Annotated in this window: 23 protein-coding genes; 4 read left to right on the top strand and 19 right to left on the bottom strand. The window is 44.4% G+C overall.

From position 1 onward, the window contains the following. Positions 1-39: 39 nt before the first annotated feature. The gene (locus tag ACCB35_RS05140; RefSeq protein WP_374056046.1) at positions 40-1,329 is read right to left on the bottom strand and encodes a M20 family metallo-hydrolase; all 1,290 of its coding nucleotides are present in this window, start codon (positions 1,327-1,329) and stop codon (positions 40-42) included. A 579-nt stretch (positions 1,330-1,908) separates the two neighbouring features. Beyond that, positions 1,909-2,757: a sulfite exporter TauE/SafE family protein gene (locus ACCB35_RS05135; RefSeq protein WP_374056045.1), complete on the bottom strand. Its 849-nt coding sequence runs from the start codon at positions 2,755-2,757 to the stop codon at positions 1,909-1,911. Between the two features lie 103 nt (positions 2,758-2,860). On the opposite strand from ACCB35_RS05135, the gene ACCB35_RS05130 reads away from it, so the two are divergent. Then, positions 2,861-3,700, top strand: a complete 840-nt coding sequence (locus tag ACCB35_RS05130) for a LysR family transcriptional regulator (RefSeq protein ID WP_374056044.1) — start codon at positions 2,861-2,863, stop codon at positions 3,698-3,700. A gap of 65 nt (positions 3,701-3,765) precedes the next feature. On the opposite strand, the gene ACCB35_RS05125 is transcribed toward ACCB35_RS05130, so the two are convergent. The 11 genes from ACCB35_RS05125 to ACCB35_RS05075 all read right to left on the bottom strand — a co-directional run bounded on the left by ACCB35_RS05125 (position 3,766) and on the right by ACCB35_RS05075 (position 14,721). Beyond that, on the bottom strand, positions 3,766-5,004 hold the full coding sequence (locus tag ACCB35_RS05125; RefSeq protein ID WP_374056043.1) for a dicarboxylate/amino acid:cation symporter: 1,239 nt from the start codon (positions 5,002-5,004) through the stop codon (positions 3,766-3,768). Positions 5,005-5,104: 100 nt separating this feature from the next. Then, positions 5,105-7,030: a ribosomal protection-like ABC-F family protein gene (gene abc-f, locus ACCB35_RS05120; RefSeq protein ID WP_374056042.1), complete on the bottom strand. Its 1,926-nt coding sequence runs from the start codon at positions 7,028-7,030 to the stop codon at positions 5,105-5,107. Positions 7,031-7,695: 665 nt separating this feature from the next. Further along, positions 7,696-8,475 carry an SDR family oxidoreductase gene (locus tag ACCB35_RS05115; RefSeq protein ID WP_374056041.1) on the bottom strand — a complete coding sequence of 260 codons (780 nt, stop codon included), beginning with the start codon at positions 8,473-8,475 and terminating at the stop codon, positions 7,696-7,698. 360 nt (positions 8,476-8,835) lie between these two features. Then, a complete protein-coding gene (locus ACCB35_RS05110) occupies positions 8,836-9,021 on the bottom strand; it encodes a hypothetical protein (RefSeq protein WP_374056040.1) in 186 nt (61 codons plus the stop codon). A 61-nt stretch (positions 9,022-9,082) separates the two neighbouring features. Beyond that, the gene (locus ACCB35_RS05105; RefSeq protein ID WP_374056039.1) at positions 9,083-9,460 is read right to left on the bottom strand and encodes a hypothetical protein; all 378 of its coding nucleotides are present in this window, start codon (positions 9,458-9,460) and stop codon (positions 9,083-9,085) included. Between the two features lie 193 nt (positions 9,461-9,653). Next, positions 9,654-10,553, bottom strand: a complete 900-nt coding sequence (locus ACCB35_RS05100) for a DMT family transporter (protein WP_374056955.1) — start codon at positions 10,551-10,553, stop codon at positions 9,654-9,656. Between the two features lie 62 nt (positions 10,554-10,615). Continuing rightward, positions 10,616-11,194: a kinase gene (locus ACCB35_RS05095; RefSeq protein ID WP_374056038.1), complete on the bottom strand. Its 579-nt coding sequence runs from the start codon at positions 11,192-11,194 to the stop codon at positions 10,616-10,618. A gap of 5 nt (positions 11,195-11,199) precedes the next feature. Then, positions 11,200-11,589, bottom strand: coding sequence for a nucleoside 2-deoxyribosyltransferase (locus tag ACCB35_RS05090; RefSeq protein WP_374056037.1), 390 nt, complete (start codon positions 11,587-11,589; stop codon positions 11,200-11,202). A gap of 119 nt (positions 11,590-11,708) precedes the next feature. Continuing rightward, positions 11,709-12,758: a site-2 protease family protein gene (locus tag ACCB35_RS05085; RefSeq protein WP_374056036.1), complete on the bottom strand. Its 1,050-nt coding sequence runs from the start codon at positions 12,756-12,758 to the stop codon at positions 11,709-11,711. Positions 12,759-12,821: 63 nt separating this feature from the next. Beyond that, positions 12,822-13,979: an ABC transporter permease gene (locus ACCB35_RS05080; RefSeq protein WP_374056035.1), complete on the bottom strand. Its 1,158-nt coding sequence runs from the start codon at positions 13,977-13,979 to the stop codon at positions 12,822-12,824. Further along, positions 13,969-14,721 carry an ATP-binding cassette domain-containing protein gene (locus ACCB35_RS05075; RefSeq protein WP_374056034.1) on the bottom strand — a complete coding sequence of 251 codons (753 nt, stop codon included), beginning with the start codon at positions 14,719-14,721 and terminating at the stop codon, positions 13,969-13,971. Before ACCB35_RS05075 ends, ACCB35_RS05080 begins: the two co-directional genes overlap by 11 nt. A gap of 166 nt (positions 14,722-14,887) precedes the next feature. Here ACCB35_RS05075 and ACCB35_RS05070 point away from each other — a divergent pair, with 166 nt between their 5' ends. From ACCB35_RS05070 to ACCB35_RS05060, 3 genes are all read left to right on the top strand, one after another. Beyond that, positions 14,888-15,586: a LytR/AlgR family response regulator transcription factor gene (locus ACCB35_RS05070; protein WP_374056033.1), complete on the top strand. Its 699-nt coding sequence runs from the start codon at positions 14,888-14,890 to the stop codon at positions 15,584-15,586. A gap of 14 nt (positions 15,587-15,600) precedes the next feature. After that, positions 15,601-16,581 carry a sensor histidine kinase gene (locus ACCB35_RS05065; protein ID WP_374056032.1) on the top strand — a complete coding sequence of 327 codons (981 nt, stop codon included), beginning with the start codon at positions 15,601-15,603 and terminating at the stop codon, positions 16,579-16,581. 136 nt (positions 16,582-16,717) lie between these two features. After that, a complete protein-coding gene (locus ACCB35_RS05060) occupies positions 16,718-16,834 on the top strand; it encodes an LPXTG cell wall anchor domain-containing protein (protein ID WP_374056031.1) in 117 nt (38 codons plus the stop codon). Positions 16,835-17,119: 285 nt separating this feature from the next. Here ACCB35_RS05060 and ACCB35_RS05055 read toward each other — a convergent pair whose 3' ends face one another. The 6 genes from ACCB35_RS05055 to ACCB35_RS05030 form a co-directional block, all read right to left on the bottom strand. Next, the gene (locus ACCB35_RS05055) at positions 17,120-17,320 is read right to left on the bottom strand and encodes a hypothetical protein (protein WP_374056030.1); all 201 of its coding nucleotides are present in this window, start codon (positions 17,318-17,320) and stop codon (positions 17,120-17,122) included. Positions 17,321-17,635: 315 nt separating this feature from the next. Then, complete coding sequence (locus ACCB35_RS05050; RefSeq protein ID WP_374056029.1) at positions 17,636-18,136, bottom strand: fasciclin domain-containing protein; 501 nt, start codon at positions 18,134-18,136, stop codon at positions 17,636-17,638. A gap of 184 nt (positions 18,137-18,320) precedes the next feature. After that, a complete protein-coding gene (gene helD, locus ACCB35_RS05045; protein ID WP_374056028.1) occupies positions 18,321-20,642 on the bottom strand; it encodes an RNA polymerase recycling motor HelD in 2,322 nt (773 codons plus the stop codon). Between the two features lie 254 nt (positions 20,643-20,896). Then, positions 20,897-22,216: a D-serine ammonia-lyase gene (locus tag ACCB35_RS05040; protein ID WP_374056027.1), complete on the bottom strand. Its 1,320-nt coding sequence runs from the start codon at positions 22,214-22,216 to the stop codon at positions 20,897-20,899. A gap of 207 nt (positions 22,217-22,423) precedes the next feature. Next, positions 22,424-23,353 (bottom strand): DMT family transporter, encoded by a 930-nt coding sequence (locus ACCB35_RS05035; RefSeq protein WP_374056026.1) that lies wholly within the window; start codon positions 23,351-23,353, stop codon positions 22,424-22,426. Then, a complete protein-coding gene (locus tag ACCB35_RS05030; RefSeq protein ID WP_374056025.1) occupies positions 23,350-24,585 on the bottom strand; it encodes an amidohydrolase in 1,236 nt (411 codons plus the stop codon). The genes ACCB35_RS05035 and ACCB35_RS05030 overlap by 4 nt, the downstream gene beginning before the upstream one ends. Positions 24,586-24,588: the final 3 nt, after the last annotated feature.

The following is a 24,588-nucleotide window of genomic DNA, read 5'->3' as shown; positions in this document are numbered from 1 at the left end:
ACTGGGACGGAGGGACAGGTCCCTCGTCCCAGGCTTCTCTTACTTTCCTTGACCAGCAGCTGAGCCGTCTTTTGGGACAAGGTGACTGTCCCCATGTCCCTGACAAATCCGCAATGCCGTCGCGTATAAGAGCTGAACTCCTCTTTCGATATCATCCATTTCGGCGAATTCCAACGGGTTGTGGCTGATGCCTTTTTCACAGCGGACAAAGATCATGCCGTAATCGCTGATATAGGACATGAATAAGGCATCATGGAAAGGCCCGCTCATCAAGGTCGGTGAATCAAGCCCAAGCTTTTTATCTTCTTCCCCCATAATATTCTTTATCCAATCTGCACAATATCTTGGCTCGCTCCGGGTATCTTCTTTGATCTCATATTTAAGGTTGTAACCGATTGCCGTCTTTTCGATGATTTGATAGAGCTTTTCCTCAAGTTTTGTTCGGGCTTCAACGTCTATATCACGAAGGTCAACGGTGAACTCTACCTTTTCGGCAATGATATTTCTTGAGTTCGGGAACACCTGCATGCTGCCTACCGTTCCTACTGTTGTTTCAGTTCCTTCTTTTTTAACCAGATTATCGAATTTCCTGATGATCTCCGAAGCACCGACAAGTGCATCCTGCCTCATCGTCATCGGCACCGATCCGGCATGACCCGCGAATCCTTCGAGTGTGACGGTCAGCCAGATCGGTCCGGAGATGCCGGATACAATTCCGACTGGTTTTCCCTTCTCCTCGAGGACCGGACCCTGCTCTATATGTAACTCCAGAAACGCTGCGATATCCCCTTTTTGATAAACAGGACTTAGGGTAATATCCGGCTCTACCCCGAATTCCTTCAACGCCTCTCTTCTTGTCACGCCCTCCTTGTCTTTACGGTCCAGTTCGCCTTCCTCCAGCATCCCGGCAATAGCCCGGACTCCAAATACTCCCTTGTTAAACCGGCAGCCCTCCTCGTCGGAAAAACAAATCACTTCAATGGTACGGTCTGGGACGAGTCCATTGTCTTTCATTGTGTGTACCACTTCGATCGCGCCAAGTGACCCGACTGTCCCGTCGAATCTCCCACCATATGGCTGGGAATCAATATGTGATCCGAGCATAAGGATCGGCTTATCCCTGTCGGCACCTTCTATTCTCCCAATCAAATTTCCAAAGCCGTCAATCCTTGTCGTCAAACCCGCTTCTTCCATCCAGCCTTTCACCACTTCCACCGCCTGGCGATCCTCCTTGGAATGGGCCAAGCGGCAAACGCCTGTCTCCCCGATTTTCCCGATTTCAGCTAACTCCTCTAGATGACGCTTTAATCTTTCTCGATTGATTGACATAGAATCATCCTTTGCTTACATATTTTTATAGACTTATACCTAGTTTATTTTGAAAAAGCTTGTTTATCATTAGACACTTTGTCTATAAAAGATCTTATTATCCGTACAGAATGACTAAAAGAAAGAAATTTCAGAAAAATACACTCATAGAATACCTGCACTTCCCCCTTTCTACATCCACTCCCTATTTAGACTAGTTTCTAGAACATTTTCACTTAATCCTGCCAGGTTTTTGAAAATGAAGCGATTGACTCAGGGGTTTTCGCCGTGTTTTTGGTAACTAGGTGCCTGTCTATCTCTGTATTCGTTCAATGGAGAAGGTTATCCGGCTATAATGAACGTAAATCCAGCCGTTTTTCACGAAAATCCGGCCGAAATCACGATTAATTCAGCCGATTCTTGTGATATACCGCCCGTTTCCGAAAAAAATCCGGCCAATCGCCAAAAATTGTAAAGTATGTTACCGAACCCGACAAAAAAAGAGGCCACTCGTTATGCGAATGACCTCTCTTTCGTGTCGCCCATCTCATCGTCAGACCTACTAACGTGCTTTACTACTTTCAGCTTTCAATCAACAAATCAATAATTCTCTGCTCTCTTTGATTGCTGCTGGGAATAAATCATTATCCCAAAAAACACCAGCACTGATGTAATGATCAATCCAAGTGAAACAGCGGAGATGGATAACATATTGAAAATGACGCTGACCGCAACCACCATATACAAAACAGCCAGCATCTTTTTGACGGTAACACTTGAAAATCGTTTCAGCTGGATGGAGCCGATCGGGGTACCGATCAAGGCACCGATGATCAGCATGATTCCATGTCGGTAATCGAGGGCTTCCCCTGCATACAGGTACGAGCCGATCCCGGATAACACGATGATGGAGGCGGCCGATATGCTGGTTCCGATCGCTTTAGTAACATCAAGCTTCAGCCATTTCGATAGGAGCGGGGTCATGACAAATCCACCGCTGACTCCCATAAGTGATGAAATGACACCAGTGAACAGGCCTATAAAGGGAGCCACAACTGTTCCTTTTGCTTCCGCTTCCTTTTGTCGTTTGCTTAAAAACTGGTATGAAAACCAGCTGAGAATACCTATATAAACGATGGAGATTACGGTAGAAGCTCCATTCATCGCATCAAGCCACTTCACGAATGGCACGGTGATGACTGATCCGATCATTCCGAATACCCCGAGGAGCCCCGCTAATTTCCCATTTACATTTTTTAACCGAATGTGAGATATTGTGCCTGTCACTGTCGATCCAAGTGTCAGCATTAAGGAAAGAATAATAGCCTGGCCCGGTTCATAGCCAAGTACAAGTAGAGTTGGTGTAAGAACAATCCCGCCTCCAATCCCAAAAAAACCGGAAAGGATGCCGATGAATGCACCAGCTGACATAAATAAAAACCATTCCATTTTGTTGTTCACTTCCTTCGTTTATCATTATATCTTTCGGTAAGCTATAATAGAAATAAATAATAATAATGAAGGCGATTACGTTTTGTAATGGAGGGTCCCTATGCAACTGGATTGGATTCGAACTTTTGTCACTCTTACCCAGCTTCAGCATTTTACGAAAACAAGTGAATTCCTGAACCTGTCCCAACCGACAGTCAGCGTCCACATCAAAAAATTGGAACAATCCTTAGGAGTCGAGCTAATCCACAGGTCCTCAACCAATCAAGCTTTTCAGTTAACACCTGCAGGAACTCAAGTGTTTGAACAAGGAAAGAAGATGTTGGAGTTGTGGCGGACGATGGAACAGGTTACTCAAAAGTCTGAGGAAATCCTATTAAGGATCGGAGCCACTCACACCGTCAGTGATGTACTCCTTCCCGACTTTGTCAAGAAAATCAAGGTCCTCTACCCACACGTCCGCCTTCAGCTGATGATCCACAATCACGAAACCATCGTGGAGGCGCTGAATCACAAAGAACTCGACCTTGCCCTTGTGGAGGGGACCCGGGGACTTGCCCCCTTTCAACTGGAAGTGATCAGTCATGATGAGCTGCGTTTTTTCGCCAGTAGCCGCATGAATCTGCAATCCTCTCCTCTTATCCTCCGTGAAATCGGATCAGGAACGAGGGAATATGCCGACGATTTCCTGAGATCCGAACGAATCGTGCCGACAGAGATCCTTGAAGCAAGCAGTCATTACTTAATCAAGCAACTCGCAGTAAGGGGCCTCGGTATCGCATTCCTTTCAAGCTCGATAGTAAAAGAAGAAGTGCTTCAAGGGATGCTCGTCCCGATTGATCCTTATGTCATCCACCGTCCTTTTTATTCTGTTTATCCTGAAGATGGCGAGGCGGGATCTATTGTCAGGGAATTGGTAGAGTTAATCGGGAGTTCTTCATAAGCAGATAGGGACGGACCTCTCGCTTTCCACTGAAAGCTGGAGGTCCGTCCCTATTCATGCAGGTTTTATATAGTTATAGATTCCTCTTTCCTTTCTCCCAGGTCATCGACAACCGCAGCCCCGACGATATCACCGGTCACGTTGGAAGCCGTTCCCCCCATACCTATGATGGCGTCGACACCAGCAATGAGTGCGACAATCTCAAGTGGTAAGCCGAACATTGTCAGGACAGCAGATAAGGTGACGAGTCCGGCAGCCGGGACTCCCGAGGTTCCAATCGAAAGAAGGGTTCCTACCAGAACGATCATCAGGAGATCCGAGACCGAAAGCTGTAAGTTTGTCACGTTTGCCGCAAATACAATGGATACTCCCATTCTTAAAGCTCCACCATCTGAATTGAAGATGGCACCGAGGGGAAGGGCAAAATTCGCCGTCTTTTCAGAGATTCCAGCTTTCTTGGCCGATTGAATGGCAACCGGCAGGGACGCAATGCTGCTGGAGGTGAAAAAGGCAGTACTATAAGCTTCTTTCGTTTGTTTAAAGAAATGGAGCACCGGTCGACCCGACCACTTCAAGAAACCTGCATACACCACTACCCAAAGCAGGATGATCCCTGCATAAAAGACACCTACGAACTTGGCAAGGGATTGCATCGTTTCCCATCCCTGCTGCCCAAAGGTGGCTGCGCTTATGGCGAACACACCGATTGGCGCGTAAGCAAGGACCCCTTTTAAAAGGATGTAGAACATTTCATTGAACGCAGCAAATACCTTATCAAGAAGGTTCCCGTACTCCTTCGTTTTACTATCCGGAGAAAACTTCATCCAAGAAATCGCCATCCCCATAATCACCGAAAGGAACATGATCGCGAGCGTGTCTCCCCCTGCGAAAGCCTGAAACAGATTATCAGGGATGATTTGAAGTAAAACATCCGAGAAATGTGGTGTGTTCGGCTCTTCCACTTGAGCGTCAGGCAACGTTAAATTCATCCCTGGATTGAACCAAAAGGCCAACCCAAGCCCAATGAACACCGCCGCAGCCGTCGTGGCCGTATAATAGAGAATCAGCTTCCAACCCATCCTGCCGAGCTGTGTGACACTCATCTTGTTCACAGCCTGCACCACCGTTAAGAATATAACCGGAATCGCAATCAAACTAAGAAGATGAATGAGCACGGTTCCAAATGGCTTCAGGATCTCAGCATCTGCTTTGAAGACCAGGCCAGCCATGATTCCAAGTAGAAAACCGACAGACATCTTCAAAACAAATGGTACTTTCATATATTGCTTCCATATGTATTTCATTTTCATCTACGCCTTTACAAGTATTTTTCAGACACTCATTATATCACTTATTGAGGGAGAGGGACGGACCTTTTGCATGCAAAAGGTCCGTCCCTCCAGATTATCCCTCACTATAACGCAGCCATAGCTCCATCGCGGAATCCAGCTCATTGACGTAGTCAAGCTTCTTACCATACAGCTGATTAAGAGCATCATAATCGACCATCCCCGACGCCATTGCCAGGTCAATCTCCTTTATTTCTTTTTCAAGACTCTCGATTCTTTTCACTACTTTCGCAAGAGCAACTTCCTGATTTGTCACCTGGGATTCCCCTATTGGTTTCTTAATCCTTTCACTGACAGCTCCGTTCCTATCTGCCTGGCTTTGCTTCTCTTTTTCACGTTTATACTCATCGTAATTCCCATGGTAGCTCCTCAAGGAATGATTCTCTACAGCAATGATCCTTTCAGCCATCCGGTTGATAAAGTAGCGATCGTGGGAAATGAAGAAAATCGTACCTCCGAAGTCTTCAAGGGCTTCCTCAAGTGTTTCGATTGAATCGATATCGAGATGATTCGTCGGCTCATCAAGTATCAGTAAATTGATATCCTGAAATAACAGGATGGCAAGCTTCAGCCTGATTCTCTCCCCGCCCGAAAGATGCTTCACTTTTTTAAAGACACTGCCTTTGTAAAACATAAACTTCGCCAGGTATTCCCGGGCTTTTCCTTCAAGTATGGAGGTATCTTCCCTGAAACAGTCCAGCACCGTGACTTCTTCATTATGAAAAGCAATGGTTTGTGGTAAATAGGCCGCCTTTACATTTGCACCAAACTCTAACACGCCTTCATCCGGCCGGACTTCCCCAACAAGCATCTTTAAGAAAGTAGTTTTCCCGCTTCCATTCGGACCCAGCATGCCTACTCGTTCACCAAAATGAATCATGACATTTGTGTTGTTGAAAATCATTTTATCTCCATAGCATTTAGAAAGCCCCACAGCCTTGATGGTTTCATTCCCGGATCTCTCTGCAACTCTCACATCAAGTCTCATATTCCTTCGTTCAAATACGGGCTTATCGATGCGATCCATTTTATCCAGCTTCTTTTGAACACTTGCAGCCCTTTTAAAGAACTTGGTATTATCAGCCCTCATCGCCCAGTCACGCAGACTCAACACGGTCTTTTCCATGCGGTGGATCTTCTTTTGCTGTTCCCTGAAATGCTCGTATTGAATGCGCATATTTTCTTCCTTTTGATGAATGAAGGAAGAATAATTGCCCTTGTAAGAAGTCGACCTCATATCCTCTATTTCCACGATCTTAGTCACCACGTTATCCAGAAAGTAGCGATCATGGGACACGATGATGACCATTCCTTTATAGCTCTTCAAATAGCCCTCCAGCCATTCGATGGATTCCATATCAAGATGATTGGTCGGCTCATCCAATAGAAGGATATCGGGTTGATGAATCAATAGCTTCCCAAGTACGACGGTCGTCTTTTCCCCACCGCTCAATAAACCAAAGTCCCTTCCTAAAAAACTCTGCGAAAGCTTTAGCCCCGTGCACACCTTGCTTACTTTCTCGTCCCGTTCATATCCCCCCTTCACCTCAAATAATTGAGTCAGATCGCTGTATTTATTCAGTGCTTTCTCTAGATCCCTTCCCTGCAAGACCTGCATCTCTTCTTCCAATTCACGCATTTCGTGCTCTATTGCGTCGATCTCCTCAAAGGCCATATTCAACACATCGATGACTTTAAACCCTTTCGGAAAGGCGGGCGATTGTTCTAGATAGGCAGTGGTCGCTCCCCTCGACATATGAATGAGGCCTTCGTCATATCCATAGCTCGATGTCTGGGGGTAACCAGGATAGTAATTCATCGGCTCAATGCCTGCAACCAGCTTCAAGATTGTGCTCTTACCGCTTCCATTTGCCCCGACGATTCCAACCTTATCCCCTTCATACACTTCAAGCGATACATCCTCCACGACCAGGGTCGCTTCCATATATTTTTTGATCCCATTTAATTTAAGCTCCAACATACGCGTTCCTTCTTTCATCCATAATTGAAGTTACGCTGTTTATGGACGGGTCAAGAAGACCTTTACCCCTATTCATTTGTGAAATAAAAAAGACCGTAAGAAGAGGGTCTCTTCTTACAGTCCAGTATCAACAATGTATCATTATTTTCATAAAGAGCCTAAACAGCAGGCGCATGCCTAAAAAAGCATTCCACTGCCAACTATGATCCAGACAAGTCTGGACGCTCCATGATCAATAATCATCCCGATATTCAGTAAAGTAAGTTACCTTCTAATTGCCCTAATTCCATAAAGAGCATAACAAATAAACCTATCTCCGTAGGTACTTTCACGCTCATTACAAAATCCGTATTAATTTAAAAATAAATTAATTAGCAATTAGTTGGTTCCATAAACTTACTTTCCCTCCCCCGAAATTTTCTTTATTATCTCACTTTTTCATAATTTTGTAAATAGGTTGACTGCGGCACCGTCTCCTATTCCCCTCCCATAAATGCAATGGTTTCTGCGAACTCCTGTTAATAGGATGTTCGCTGCCGCTTACCCAGTAATCCATCCATCTTTTCTACAGATAGAATGGTAGGTTCGGAGTTTATATACTTCCTTTTTTACAAATATCATAAGAGGGACGGACCTCCGCTAAGCTGGAGGTCCGTCCCTCTTATCTACTTACCCAAAAATCCGCCCTCTGATTTTATCAGTTGTCCTGTAATCCATCCGGAATCGTCACTGGCTAAAAATCGGATTAACTTTGCAGCATCCTCTGGTTCACCAATACGTCCCATTGGAAACATCGGGAGTAAGTGCCCCTTTAACTCGTCATTGATCCAGCCTGAATCAGTCGGGCCGGGGTCAACCGAATTAACCGTGATGCCAATCGGCGCGAGGCCGACGGATAATGGCTCCGTGATGGCAATCAACATACCCTTAGATGCGATATAGGCCAAATTATTTGGGTCCGGACCCTTAGACACCATATTGATGATCCGTCCGTCTTTTCTTTCAGGAAAGGCTTTTTCATATCGCCTCGCAAATTCCATTGTCAGCATGAGCGTCCCGCTGTTATTCACTTGGTAATGCTTATCCAGAATGTCTCTATTTAACGTTTGATAATTGGTCGGTGATTCGAATGTCGCATTGTTTACAAGAATGCAAGATGTCCCCAGAGTTTCTTCCACTCGATCCATGATTCGACTCGGTGATGCCTCATCACTCAGGTCAGCTTCCATATGAAAGGCGCTTACGCCCATTTCTTTTAATTCTTCACATAAGGTTTCCGGAAACTCTTTCTCCACTCCATTCCCACTTGTCTCATCAAACGAAGTCCAATGGGTGAAAAAGATATCAGCCCCCGCGCTCGCAAGTGTTCGGCTAATCGCTGCCCCTATTCCTTTTGAACGACTTGCCCCTGTCACGATGGCCACTTTTCCTATTAGATTGGTCATTTCATATTCCTCCTATTTTTAAAGGAAGCTAAAAGATGCAACTAAGAGATGTATAAATCCCGGCACAAAAAAAGCGGATACAAAGGTATCCACTCATGGTGTTGGGAATTCAATCACACCAGGCGCTCCTTGTATATGATGGTCAAACAGACACACTTCTCCCGTCAGATTGATGGGATCATTGTCTATTGATCTCGTTCATCATTACAAGATCGTCCACATATCCGGTTGAAGTCCCCTTTCGTCTACATCTCTCCTTTAGAAGTATAATGGAATTTTTTTCAATAGACAAGGGACGGAGGGACAGGTCCCGGTTTGCCTTGCCAGATGGGACAATGAACCTGTCCCTCAGTCCCTTTATCACTGCCCCGTACCGCTCCCCGAGTCACGACCACCGCCCATCGTGTAATTCTGGTCTTCACCCGGTTTGGTAGAAGGATGTATTCCCTGTACATGCCGGTCGTTCCCTCTTTTCTTTCGCCTGATATCGATGAGCAACGCGAATAATAACGTACCTGTAATCAGGATTACAAACCACAACATCATCCATCACCTCTTATATAGCGTATGAAATCATCCTTTTGAGAGTCATAAATACGTCTTTAATCTATACCAGTTTTCTATGTTGACTTATGATGATGGCCATGATTAGTCCGTGGAAAATGGAAATGATACCAATCGTAATATATGGAGATAGGAGATCAAAGGCATCCAGGACATAGGACTGTCCTGAGCTTATGATCACAATCACGCCTGAGAGAAGGACAAACACGCTGTTATAGAACGCGATGGGATAAAGAGAGTGCTTATAAAAAACTCCCTTATGGATTAAAACTTTAACAATAAAATAATTAACTACACTGGAAGCAACAACAGCTGTAAAAATCGATCCCCAAGATAGTGTGGCACTTATTATCGCTTGAAAGCCTAATGTAGCGGTAAAAATAGCCATTGAACCTACGAGAGATAGGATCATTTTGTTCATGAAGCTCACCCCTTATAGTGTAATTATACACTTTATGGTTTTTATTACCATACCCCATTTCAAACTTGATATTTAACCGACACATTCCAGCTGAACGTAAAAAAGTACGGTAACTCCTCCGGTAACAAACTTAATAATCGATAGTAAAAAAAGAAAGCTGAGAATCATCATGATGATTCTCAGCTTTCCCCAATCAATCCAGTTTTTTCCGTTTATCATCTGCAATCTTAACGTTTTGTCGCTGAAGCAACAAAAACAAGGCAAGGCCAATCAGGATCAACGCGATTCCAATCCCTTGTTGCAGGGAAATCACTTCTCCCAAAATGAAATAAGCGAGTAAGCAGGTTCCAATCGTTTCCCCGAGGATGCCCATGGAGATCACGGTTGTGCTCAGCCATTTCAACAGCCAATTAAACACCGTTTGTCCAAAGATCGTTGAAACTAATGCTAGTAGAAGGAAATACCACCATGTTTCTGAAGGATATTCCACGAAAGAAACGTCCTGTGTCAACGCAAAGATCCATAAGAAAATTGAACTACTGGCATACCCGATGATGGTATAAGGAACGAGGGACAGCTTTTTACGGATATGCTGGCCGACAAAGAAATAGGCTGTGATGACTCCCGCTGCAATGAAGGCAAGGATGTCGCCGTATAATGCTTCTCCGCTGATTTGAAAATCCTGCCATGCAATCACGAAGCTTCCAATGATCGCGACCAGACAGCCGATCAGGGCTCCCAACCGGTATCGCTCTTTAAACAGGAAATAGCCTCCCACCATGGCAAAGAGCGGCTGCAATGTAACGATCACCGTCGAACTTGCCACAGAGGTATAATGTAAGGACTCGAACCATAAGACATAATGCGTCGCCAGAAAGACTCCTGACAATAACCCAAGCCCCCATTGTTTCTTGGTAAGGGTAGATAATTCTTTCCGGTTTGATTTGCTTGCCACTAGAAATGGCAGCAGAAGGAGTGCCGCAAATAGCATCCGGTAGAATGCCGTAATCGTTGCTGGAGCATCTGCCAATTTAACGAAGATGGCTGAAGTGGATAGAGCAAAAACGGCCAAGAATAATGTTGTGTAGGTCATGAATGATGATTTCAATCCTTATGCCTCCAAATTGGTTGTTTACTATACTATACAACTAATCTTCAAGTCTTTAAAACAAAATCAGCACTTTCCAACGGACGAAAGGTTTCCATATAATAGTCTTCCGCCTTCCAATATCTCTTTTCAAACTTTTCCCGATTCTGTTTAGTGATTTCTGATTCACGCATAAATCTCTTTTCCCGGGGGCAATCCAAGAAAATGATGTGGTCATAGTATTCTTTCCATTCCTTCCTCTGGAGAAAAACACCCTCAACTATAATGAGTCCTGCCTTAGGAAGCATAACTGATTTCGTATCGTGGGTATCCGTATGAGGAACGTAAAATGGCAGGTCGAATTGTTTATCATGCGCCAGTTTTCCAAAGAAGTTTTCTCTTAACCACTGAACGTCCCATTGTAAATGGAAATATTCATACCACTCTTCAAATCCAGTATGATACCGCCGTTTGCGTTCGACGATGTGGTCATCGATGTGAAAGATATGATAGGCAATACCTTCTTGTTCCAGGCATTCCCTGAGTTGTTCCACGAACGTTGTTTTTCCGGATCGGCTTAGGCCGTCTATTCCTAGAATGGGTCTGTCCTGAGATGGAATGGCCGAGATGAATTCGCTAAGTTCCAATATACTCACCCTTCCGTTGTAGAAACATATTCTAACAGCTCATCAACGTTCCCCGTACATACTTCAACCTCCGACAGATGATAAAAAGTCGTTGTCTGTGCAAAGTCATGTACTTCATTGTTAGGTGAAAATAAGATCACTCTTTTATTCAGCCCAAGAGCGATTCCCAGTTCAACATGACTCCCTTTCCCCCCAGGCAATAACACGAGGATCACGTCGGATTCGATGATGGCCTGCATTTCTTTTTCACCGATTTGTTTTAGCTCTTCAACCGTTGAGGCCCTGTTATTTTGAGTCCAATCATATGTATGGGTATATCCTTTTCTTTTCAAGCGATCACTGACGTCGCGTACTTGATCTATATTTTTGAAGCTTGAGCCAATATAAAACTTCATGTGAGACTCCCTCCTGCCCCGCCTAAATAATATCTTAATAGTAACATAAGGCACCCTAAGAAAAACGGAACTTCTATGATTAGAAATTCCGCTTTTGTCGTGGTTCTTCCCTCATACACTCAACTGAGCATCTTCTCTTCAACCAATTCGGTGAGTGTTTTTTCAGCTTTGTAGAATCCGTATAGCGATTGATTTTCTTTTATGATGTCATAGACTTTTTTCAGAAGTTTCATCGCTTCTTCTTGATTATCATTAAGATGGGCAATGATTGCTTTCCCCCTATAGTAGGAGACTGGCTCTATGTTGGAAAGTGAGTTTTGGAGTTGGGCGACTTCTTCTATGGTGCCATCACCTTGTAAAAAATGAGATAACTGTTTCATATGGATGAGAAATCCCATGTGAAATTTATTTTCTTTCGTGATGGGAATCTGACTATACGAAGCCATTGCTACTTCCGCGGATGGAAGACCATGCTTTTCAATTTCAAAATAATAATTCAGCATGGCATACTGAATGTTCTCCTCTATAGCTTCCTTCTGTTTAGCTTCTTGAATATAATCCCTGTTCCATTCCAGAGGATGCTTTCTGCTGAGCATCTCTCTCATGATAAGCAAGTCGTCCATCAGTTTCCCAGCTTCCTCATTCTTTTTCATTAAGGTAATGACAATATGTCCGTCTGTCCGCATACTTGATTTCATGGGTACGATTGTAGCAACGAATATACAACCATTCATGATGGCAAGAAAGAATATTCCCCCATAAGATAGCCACTCGTATACTAAGAAACTGATGAGCCCTGCCAGGAAAGATAGAATGGGTCCACCCGCTGCGAACGCTGTCCATTTAGGAATGAGGTCATCCTTTTTCATATCGGGGGGCACCATCATAGCCACTCCCCCAAAAAAGAACCAGCGCTTATTTTCCGTTAATCTGTACCCATTTTCCGTTTGTTCGATTTGAAACGGTCCTACTGATAAAAAACCAAATTCAAATCCATTCCATCTTCCTACTATTACATGACCAAGTTCATGCAGGCCGACAGCAATCAACCATGCTAGGAAAAGCCCCCCGATTACGGCAGTCTCTTCCCTCGTTGGCTCGTACCAAACTCCTATTAAAAAGAGGAAAACTCCAAGAATAGACAACCACTTTGGTGTAATGAAAGACATTTTTTTACTCCCAACTCATTGTTTAATAAAAGCAATCACTATAGTGATTGCTCATCCATACTATTAGTTCATCACCCATTTATCCTTCAGGAACAGGATTCTGCCAATCACAAATATGACTAACATCAAGATAAGATTGCTTCCGAACGTCAGGAAGAGATGCTGATAATCGATCACACCCATGAACAGTTCTTTAAATTGGCTGAACAGGTTCAGGACCGGAATGGCAAAGTATTGGAAAGATAGTTCATTCAGTCCGACATTCGTGATGATCATACCGGGAAAGGCAACGAGCATCATGATCGGTGCGCTGTAGCTTTGTGCTTCCTTGACGGTTTTCCCTATAATGCTGGTGATCATTTGAAGAGATGCAACGAACACCGCATACACGATGGTGAGAAGCAAGGAAAGGATGATGATTAAATACACATTATCTCCAAAGGATACAGCTGCTTTAAGATTTTCTGTAAAGAGACTGATTTCAATCGCCAGCACGATCAGCGTTACGATACCCGTGACCACACCCACTGTTGCAATGGTCATCCATTTTGCCATCAGAAGTGTGGAGCGTTTGACGGGAGTCATGAGTAAGGCCTCCATCGTCTTCTTCTCTTTTTCACCGGCAAACAAATCGGCTGCAGATGGCCCCGTTCCCACCCCTATAGAAATGGCCAGTATCAATGGAACAAGAAAGGCGAGTAGGAACATGCTTGTGTCATCTTCTGATATCTCCTGTTGAGTGATGTTGAATGGCTCAATAAGGGAAAGGTCCGTCCCTTGTGCTTCCAATCTCTCTGCTGTCACTTGTTTCTCATAGGCGGTCAATGCAGTGGTGACAATATTCATAAGGTTGCTGGATTTCTGGCTTAAGGAGTCGCCGATGATGGTCACACCAGCTTCTTTTCCTTGATCAATGTTACGCATGAAATCAGGACTTACAATCATGGCGGCAAGGGCATCCCCCTCTTCAACGGACTTTTGAGGATCAGCAGTTTTTACAATATCAATCGTTTCATACCCTGAAAATAGATCTGTCACTTCTTTGTTAATAGATGAATCGACTGCAAGGGTGTACGATTCCCCTTCATCACCCGAAACCATATTTTCATAGAAGAGTACAAGCCCGCTCATCATGAAGATGGGCAACAGGACCGTCAGCAACAAGGTTCTTCTGTCGCGGAAGCTATCCTTCAATTCTTTCAAATAGATATTAAGAAGCATAGTGTTCATCCCCTCTCACCAATTTGCTCATAAAGATATAGTTCAGATCCCGGCTTTTTTCTGTTTGGTAGAGGTGCTCAATGTCTCCTTGATACACCAATTCCCCTTTATGCATCATCGCTACCTTGTCGCATAGTAAGGACACTTCCTCCATGATGTGACTGGAGAAGACAATCGTTTTCCCTTCGCGTTTCAGCTGATGGACGAGCTGGCGAAATACATTCGAAGATGTAATATCCAATCCTGTGGTTGGTTCATCGAACAGGATGATGTCAGGATTGTGGATCAACGTTCTCGCGATGGCAACCTTTTGACGCATACCTTTCGAGAAATCTGATACTTTCCGGTCAAGATAATCCCTCATCCCGAACATCCTCGCGAGATCATCGATGCGCACCTTCGTTTCATGCTTGCTCAATCCATATAACAAAGCAAAGTATTGAAGGTTTTCACGAGCGGTCAATCGGTCATAGAGTCCTGTTTCCCCTCCGAATAGGACACCGATTTTCGTCTTGATTTCATTTGGATTCTTGACCGTATCATATCCTGCGACTTGCACATAGCCCTCAGTAGGCGTCAGAAGGGTCGCGATTGTTCGGAGCAGGGTTGTCTTTCCGGCCCCATTTTCCCCTAACAGACCAACGACTTCACCCTTTTCTACTGAAAAAGAGACGTGCTTTAGCGCTGTGACATACTTCTTCTTGTCTTTGAACTGTTTCGTTACTTCGTGTACCTGTATCACTTTCTCTCACCTCATCCATTTATTATCTTAGATCCATCATACAAACAAAGGAGGAAACTATCTTCACTTATGTCGTAAAAAGTCCATTTCATGTCGTGAAAATGCCAAATTCTTCTTTGAAAATGGTAAAATAAAGGGAACTTCAGAAGATGCGAGGCGAGAAGAAATGAAAATCGGTCTAGTAGACGATCGGATGATAGATTTAGATAAATTGAATGGCATCATTTCCCGCATACAGAATGTGGAGATTGTGTTCTCCACCACTTCGGCAGAAGAAGCCTATGATCAAATCAAGAAAGAAACAATTGACGTGTTGATAGCCGATATCGAGATGCCCCATTTGTCAGGTTATGAGCTGGCGGATATCATTCATTCTCATGCCCTGAACATTTCCGTGATATTTGTAACGGGAAATAGCGGCTATGCGGTCCATGCCTTTGAATTGAATGTCCATGACTATATCATGAAGCCCTATACCAATGACCGCTTAATGAAATCCATCGAGCGGCTGATGGAAAAGGCAAGGTCCGCTGAATTGACTGGAAGACTCTATTTAAAACAAAAGAATGATATCTATATTGTGCAAAAGAAGGACATTGTCTTTATTGAAAGGTCCGGACGATCGACTACGATCTACACCAAGGATGAAGAAATCAAAACCTATCTCACCTTGAATGAACTTGAGGGTGAATTACGCGAACGGGACTTCATCCGATCTCATCGTTCCTTCATCATCAACATTCACTACGTCAAGAATTTCTCTCTCTATGCAAAAAATTCATATGTGATCACATTCGAGGGAGTCGACAAGCAAGCCATGATTACAAAGGAAAAGGTCGATTTCCTGCAAAAACATTACTTTTAGAAGGTGGAAACGCTGTGAAATATTTGAACATCTACTGGGTCATCCTCCCCTGTCTGGGATTCGTGCATCTACAAGCACTCCTTTTGAATATGCCTTGGGAGGTTCCTTTTTATATAACGTTTCTAGTAGTCTCACTGATTGTCTTTCTTTTATATAAAAAAATCGGGATCACTTTCCTTGAGACAGGTCTCCATTGGAACACGGCCCTCATCCTGATGCAGTTACCACTCCTGACCCCATACTTTATCATGAAGACCTCCTGGTTTTACGGAGTATTTCTGGTAATGTTCATCGGGATGGAATGGGTACGACTAAACGTAACCAGGCACATGACAGAGTTAATCCAGGAGAACAGACAATTCGAAGAAGAACGGGCTCAACTCACGGAAACCTTTCGAATCGTACGCAGTGAACGCCATGATTTCCTCAAGCATATTTCCTCCATCCATTACATGCTTGAAAACCGACACCATGAAGAGGCTACAGCCTACATTGATGATTTAGTGGATGGTTATGAGGAAACGAACCTCTCTATAAAGGGGGAACGGGGAAGCGTAGCAGGAATCCTTCATCAAATGTACAATCGTGGAAAGGCTGCGGGGTTGTCCATGATTTACAATGTAGATCTGCCTCTATCCACCCTGCCCATTCCAGATAAAAAGTTGGTGGCACTACTTGGAAACCTATTATCCAATAGCATAGAAGCTTCCATCGGCTGGCAGAATCACTACGGCGAACCTGCCAGCGTCACCCTTCAGTTCTACAAACGAAGCGGCCTTTACGTGCTCATCTGTCAAAATCCGAGCCTTTCAATCCCGATCCACATTCTGGATAAGCTTTATCAGAGCTATGGACATACGACAAAAAGTGAAGATCACGAAGGCCTCGGTACCAAGGTCATCCAGGATACAGTCGATGATCATCAAGGCTACCTGGACTTTGTATACCGAGAGGAAGAATTCACAGTGAAGATTAAATTTCCTGCGATCCATTAGTGATAAACTAAACCTTTGTATTCGGGTGAAGGTCCGTCCCTCTATTTGAACGTAATGTGTTCCATAAAGTTTTACCAATATAATAAAAGGGAATAGACCAGTTATGATTAAACACTCGAGAGGAGGGATTCTGATAATGGGTGATACAAGTACTGCGCTATTTGTATTTATACCAATGACCATTATTCTGATCCTTATTGTCGCCACAATCCTATTCTTTAGAAGAAAGTCAGAAAAGGATAAAGATTTTTAAGATCAGAGTGGTCCTGGCGAAAAGAAATTTCCCAGTTGTTGAGGCAGCCCTTCAAAACTAGAATGATCCGTAAATAAAAAAGTCGTCTTAAAATCAGTAAAAGCTGACTTTATGGCGACTCTTTTTTATACGTTTCATTTTAATATGTTCTGTAGCCGCTTTTTTGAGCACAATTTTCCTATTCATCCCCCTTAAACATAAGTGGAATGTCCTCTTTTACAGATAACGTTTTTATTGAAATAATCAGTTCTCCTTTCATGCCATCAACTTCGTGCTCAAGCGTATTTATACCTTCTGAGTATCTGCTTTTTTCTGTTCTTGCCAAGTACGAATCATACTCGGAACCCCCGCCATCATACTTACGATAAAACTCCACATCACATAACGCCAATCTCCTGTAAAAAGCGACACTCCGATGAAAAACCCCAGCTGTCCCACAAGGGCAAACCATGAAGCAATCCAGGCCAACCTTAAATTTTGTTTCATTTACAGCCCTCCTATTCGTACAAAACGGCACTAAACGAATCCAACATCCCTTATTACTAATTATTTCAAAATACTTCCAATAACTCAATCACTAATTTAATTCCTGTTTAACTCGTACACTTGGGGAGGGACGGACCTCATTTCTCTAGAAATCCCTTGTTTTAAAGGATTGTTGGGTGATGATAAGGTCCGTCCCTCTTCATGGTTCATGAGAAAAGAATCCCATACTTTGGAGATGGGCATGGGGAATTCATTAAAAAGAGGTTGGCCCAAGTCTACATGCGACTTTTTGGCCAACCCCTTTTATGCAGTATTTTACTCTGGGAGTAAAACTTCATCGATTACGTGAATAACTCCATTGGAAGCCTGGATGTCCGCCTTTACTACATTGGCATTGTTGACGCGTACTGGATCCAGTGAGATATCCACGGTTTTCTTGGCAAGCGTTTCAGCTTTCATCCCATCTTTTAGGTCTGTAGACATCACTTTCCCACTAACGACATGGTACAAGAGGATGTCTTTCAGATCTTCTCTTGCTAGTAATTCTTCTGCCGTAATGCCTAATTTCTTCAGCAGCTTTTCAAATGCAGCATCAGTAGGGGCAAATACTGTATACGGCCCCTCGCCTTTCAATGTCTCCACCAGGCCGGCTTTCTCTAAAGCTGCTGCAAGTGTTTTAAATTGCCCCGCTTCCACAGCCGTGTCAACGATATCCTTGGTTGCCGGAGCCTGGCCCTCTGCAGCTGATACTCCATTTGAAAGGGACAGGAATACCATGAATACTGCCATAATCAAAGCAAATGTTTTGTTTTTCATCCTTATACCTCCTGATATTTTTTTATGTAAACAGGTGTTTACTCAAGAGGTAGTATTTGTTTTCAAAGGCGAATTATCCATTTTATTGAAGATTAAGTGAAGATCCTTATCGTTAATGACAGAAAGAGGGACGGACCTTGAACATCCTATCTGATGTTCAAGGTCCGTCCCTCATAGTTTCAGGCTACTCTCTACTATAGAGGTCCTCTTCTATTTGTTCCAACAATGGACTCGGTTCGCCCACACTGAATAGCTGCAGCTCATGCATGGCTCTTGTGCAGGCCGTGTAGAATAAGCGTCTGAGGCTTTCGTCTCCATATGATAGGGCAGATGCATCATAGAGTATGACGGCGTCAAATTCGATTCCTTTTGCCAAGTAGGCAGGGATGACGACTACACCTTGCTCATATTCAAGAGAGGCGCTTTTCATGAGCTTGATGCCTCTCACACCGCTTAAGGAGGCGTATGCGGCTTCACTTTCTCTCGCAGATTTACATATGATGGCTATTGAATGATAATCCCGGCCCTTCCACTCCTCTATTTTTGCTGCAATCTGCCTGTGAAGTTCATTGTGATCGGCGACCTGGGTGAGCACCGGTTTATCCCCGTCCCGGTCAAATGGGGATATCTCGTCGCCCCCAGGCACAAGCCGTCGTGTGAACTCGATGATCGGTTTAGTGGATCGATAGCTCTGAGTCAGGTTGATCACCTCGGTTTTATCCCTTCCGTAGAGTCCCGTCAGCGTGCTGAAATCCACGTGCTTTCGGGCATGGGCAAAGATGGCCTGATTAAAGTCGCCGAGCACGGTCATTTTGGCAGAAGGAAACAGCCGCTTGATGAATTCGAATTGAAACGGTGAGTAGTCCTGGGCTTCGTCGATGAGCACATGCTTAATCGACGTATTCGTCTGAAAGCCGAGAATCAGCTCTTTTAACAATAAAAATGGAGTCGCATCCTCGTAGGACAATTTTCCTTCCTCGAGCATGTTCACAGTCGAACGGCAAATATCTTCCCATACTTCAGGGATTTCCCCGTTCCATAATGTGGAGATGTTCGCAGGATCAGCAAAGAGTTGTAGATACATTCCCTTCACGTCCACATAACGGAATCTCTCGATCGCTTTACGCAGTCCCTTGAATCTCCTTCGAACAGTCAATCGGGCAAGCGCCTCATACTCTATTTCATAATCATTCGAAGGATTCTTCTCCTGTAGCCGCTGATGTGCTTTGTGATAGTCCTCATTGCTCATCAGTTCGATTTCTTCTTCCACCCAAGGCTTGCTCCGTTCAATCTTCTCTGCTTCATCGATCTGTTGATTGATCCACTCGTTCAATTTCTCCAGCCTGTTATGAAAACGCAGTGACGCATCACTGGTATAAAACCGTTCCGTGATTTGACTTGCTGTTACGATCGGCTTTCCCCGAAACTTAATCCCTTTGAATCGCATCCCGGATTCCTCCAATGACGCTCTGTATAATTTAATGATGTCAAAGAAATCCGTCGATGCCTTGAAGGAGATGCTTGCCGTCCTGGTCCGGTATGATGGGGCATCCGTTTCAGTCAGGACATACTCCAATTGACTGTATGGAACCTCCAATTCGAACTCCGCACTCAAACGATGGTCCAAATATTCCTGAAAGGTCACCTGCTCCATATTCTCTTCCCCTAGCTCGGGCAATACGTTCGATACGTAGCTGTTGAACATGGCGTTCGGGGAGAACAGAATAATTTGATCCGCCTTAAGACTGCCCCGATATTTATAAAGTAAATACGCAATCCTCTGAAGGGCTGCCGATGTTTTCCCACTCCCCGCAGCACCTTGAACAATGAGCAGCCGACCGTAATCGTGCCTGATGATTTGATTCTGCTTCTGCTGGATGGTTGCCACAATGCTATGCATATGGGTATCGGTCCGCTTCCCCAGCACCTCCTGCAAAATTTCATCCCCGATCGTCAGGCTGGTATCGAACATGGAGTCGATGACGCCGTCCCGGATGAGATACTGCCATTTTTTCTCCAGCGTTCCTTTTATTACGCCACCCGGTGTGGTGTATTCTGCGGGACCTGGGGGATAATCATAGTAAACGCTCGAAATCGGAGCGCGCCAATCATAGACCAGGAAATCATCTCCACCTTGATCCGTGAGGGTGGCTATACCGATATAGACCTTTTCAGGTGCCGATTCTCCTTTTTCGGTAAAATCAATGCGTCCAAAATAAGGCTTGCCCTTCATTCGCTGTAGGGCGGATAACTTTTTTACAGCCTGTCTGTGAGTGCTTTGACTGACGGTCAACACTTGTGCCTGCTGCCTCAAACTGAGGACGGTTTCCAGAAAATCATCGAACGTATCCGTATTCACCTTGACCTCATCCCAGAAGTGTTTGCGGATCTCCACCACTTCCTCCTGGCGCCGTCCGGTTTCATTCTCCAGACGTCCGATTTGCTCCACAATCGTCTCAATGACACGGTCCACGCGTTTCTGCTCCTGCCGAATTTCAAGGTTCATTCAAGCACTCCTTTTCCTAAAAAAATTGAGGGTTGACGAAAGAGTAAATTATGTTATATAATTAATATTGAGTTAATATGTTTTAATTCACTCGATTTAAGTGTTTCTGTTCTAATTTACCACAAATATCTACACTAATCAATATAAATTGAAAGACTGTCGGACGATTGATTTTCGTTTGGCAGTCTTTTTTTGTGAGAAATAGAGGGACGGACCTCATGATTGATGTGAATCACAAGGTCCGTCCCTCTGCATTATAGGAGACCATTCCCCTTAGCAGTATACTTTTCCATGATCGATGCAGGCACCAGGTCCCCGCCTGTCGCCCACACTAGATGAGTCGCATGATGTAATTGATGACTAGTTAACGAAAGGGATTCAAGATGCTTACGTATTTGCGGTAAGGTTGGCCCCAACATCCCCGCAAGCGCGGAAGGCTCTAAGGAAATGGATTCTGATTTCTGTAAAAGAGCCAGCATTTTAAATAGGTTCTCATCGTTCACAGTATACACGCCGTTCACCAGTTCCTGCACCATCCTTCCAGCTAATGCCGAAGGGCGCCCGACTGCCAGTCCATCGGCTTCTGTCCGATTACTTAATCCTATTTCCTGTACAGAAATATTTTCATGCTTTCCTGTTGAAAGACCAAGGAGCATACAGGGAGAATTGGTCGGTTCGGCAAAGTAACAATGAACATGATCACCAAATACATGCTTCAGCCCGTACGTCACCCCTCCAGGACCTCCACCAACACCGCATGGCAAATACACGACCAATGGATGATCCCGGTCAACCTTTATCCCTTCTTCCTCAAACTGCTTCTTTAACCTCAGTGCAGCTACTGCATAGCCCATGAAAAGATCCTTCGAATTTTCATCATCTATGAAAAAACAATTCGAGTCCTTCATGCATTGCATTCGCCCTTCTTCAACGGCATAGGAGAAATCGTTCTGGTGCTCGATCACCGTTACTCCTTTTTCCCTGAGAAGCTTCTTTTTCCACTCTTTCGCTTCACGCGACATATGGACCGTCACATTGAAACCCAGGGCTGCACCGATGGTCCCGATACTTAAGGCCAGGTTTCCCGTCGAGCCTACGGCAATGGAGTACTGTGAAAAGAACTCCTTAAATGAGGGATTGGCTAATACGGAGTAGTCATCCGCCAGTTGGATCAGGCCGTGATCAAGCAAGAGTGTTTCTGCCAGTTTCAGTACTTCGTAGATTCCACCTCTGGCTTTTATGGAACCGGCGATGGGCAGCTCATTGTCACATTTCAACAGTAGCTTTCCAGGTAGAGTGGTGTGATAAAACTCCTGTAGAGCCAACTGCATATCCGGGAGCCCTTGGATAGGGGATTCAATGATACCATTCTTCCCTTCTGTTTCGGGAAATACATGTTTTATGTATGGGGCAAACCGTAGAAGCCTCTCTTCGGCTTCATAAATATCCCTTCCCTCTACAGTGTTGGTATTAGGATTGCCGGATATTAGTGAAGAGTTTGACCAAAAAGTCTCTTTCATTGCTTTCAAATCGGAAAGTAAAGCTGGTTCCAAGCCATATGTATGTTCCATCATTCATCCCCCTCTCAATTTACGTATCATTCTACAGAAGTTTTTGCGCCTTTAGTAGTTAAATGTTGACTATTTATCGGAGGAGAGGAATATGGACGAATCAGCCTGACACTCTTTGTAGAATTCTATGATTTTTTATCAATTTCCGGGGAAATAGTTGTAGAAATTTGGAGGACGAGGCGGTCGCCCCCCTCGTCCCAAAGAAATTTATCATAGTGTTTTTGATTTTGTCGGGATAAGGTACCTGTCTCCCTGTCCCATCCGATTGGAATGAAGAGCCATGGTGACACTTAATAAAATAATACTTGCACCGATCAGTTGCATTCCACTCACCGATTCCTTCAACACAATATATCCGACCACCATTGCCACAAACGGTTCTATATTCAGGAGCAGGGATGTATTCGTAGAGCCGACTTCTGATATGCAATGGTTCCAAATAAGCGGACATATCCCATGCATGATGATCGCTGTAAAGAAAAGCAGCATCCAAATGCTGAAGGGTACGGATCTCAGAAAAGAAACCTCGGAGAACGGCAAAAACACGGTCATCAAGATCAACCCCACCATGGTCGAATAAAAGGTCAATAGAATAGAAGAAAGCTGCTTTGCATATCGTTCCACAAGGACCATGAACACGGAAAATGTAAGCATCGTGAGAAAGATATATCCTTCTCCCATACCGATCACGAGGGTCCCTTTCTTCATGATGACCAGAAGCACGCCGAAAAAGCTGAGTAGGCTCCAAATCCAGAAGAATGTACTTTTACGTTCCTTAAATACAAACGAATTGATGAGGGATGTACAGATGGGAGCCGTAGCCAGGATCAAGGCAGCCGTTACGGGTGATGCCGTGGTCAAGCTGGCATAGAAGCTCCAGTGATTCAAGGTCACGCCAATGAAACCGATGAACACCAGTGGGACGATCATGGATTTCAACGAAGAAAATTGTCTAATTGGCTTGAAGAACACTATTAGCAGGAACAGAGTAATAAAAATAAGCCGTAGAAAAGCGATTTCCATCGGCTTGAAATAGTGAACTAAAATCGCACCGAAAATAAAATTACTTCCCCAGCAGACCACACAAAAAAGGAGGCCCATGTAGAGATACACGGGCTTTCCATTTATCTTTTCTTTCATTTCACCAGCTCATGGGTACTCCAGAGAGACCCATACACCACTTTCCCTTTGTTCATCACGGCAAGCCGTTTCGGTCTTCGGGCAATGACCTCCGCTGATGAAGCGGCGTCGACGAAGATAAAGCTTGCATCATCTTCCACTTTCGGCCACTTGTATTCACCCTTTTTCGTCAATGCCGTCGTGCCTCCAGTAATCCATTTCAGACTGTCCCGTAAGGATGCTTCATCGCTTTTTCTTGTCACCTGTCCGTATTTATACACTTTCTCTAACACGTCCCCGTGACCCAGTGGACTCCAGGAGTCATAGAATCCATCACACCCAAGATGGACCTTCACACCATGGTCATCCAAAAGCTGGATTGGCGGAAGGGACTTTGTCAGAGGAATGGTCGACATGATCGCCACTCCATTTTCTCTTAACCTCTCTGCCAGTTCCATTTGTTTCACTTCCGGTATTTCCCCGATACAGAAGGCGTGGCTGATGGCTGTGCGGTTTTGCCAGTTCGTCTCTTCCACTATATCCATCCACTTATCAATCGTGTATGTTCCTACATGCCCGCTATCGTGTAAATGGATGTCTACATCCGCGTTGAACTCCGTTGCAATATTCATCGTTTCATAGAGTGACTTTTCAATCGAGCGATCGATTCCTGCAGGATCGAGGCCTCCTACCATGGTGGCTCCATTTCGCATCGCTTCTCTCATCAATGTCGGCACGGAATCTCTTAATAATCCATGCTGCGGGAAGGCAATGATATCTGCGGTGACTGCATGTTTATACTCGTCCAATGCCTCGATGACACCTTCCAGGTTCTTCAACCCAATGTATGGATCAATGTTTACGTGAGTGCGGATATGCGTTGAACCATTTGAAAGGATTTCCTCGATCATACGTTTCGCTCTTTGTTTGGTCGTTGGTGCGAGTTCTGTCAGCTCCTCTGCTTCAAACTGCAGTCTTTCTTTCAGATTTTTAACGGGCTTCGTCGCTTTCCATCCAAGGGATAGATAGGTTTTATCCAAATGGTTATGCATTTCTTTAAAGGTGGGAATGGCAAGGAGACCTTTCACATCATAGACTACATCAGCATTCTCGTGTATGGATTGTGTATGAGGCAGCTGTTGGACGATTTTCCCTTCTTTGACCCCGAGATGAAATTGCTCTGTTTTCGTTTCGGTCATTCCTTCATTTTCAATGTTCCCTACTTCAAGCTTTACATTTTTCAGCCAGATCATCGA

Source organism: Rossellomorea sp. FM04394 (assembly GCF_041889765.1).
Classification (GTDB): Bacteria; Bacillota; Bacilli; order Bacillales; family Bacillaceae_B; genus Rossellomorea; species Rossellomorea aquimaris_B.
Note: the sequence above shows the minus strand (reverse complement) of the source record. Positions and strands in the feature narration are given on the sequence as shown.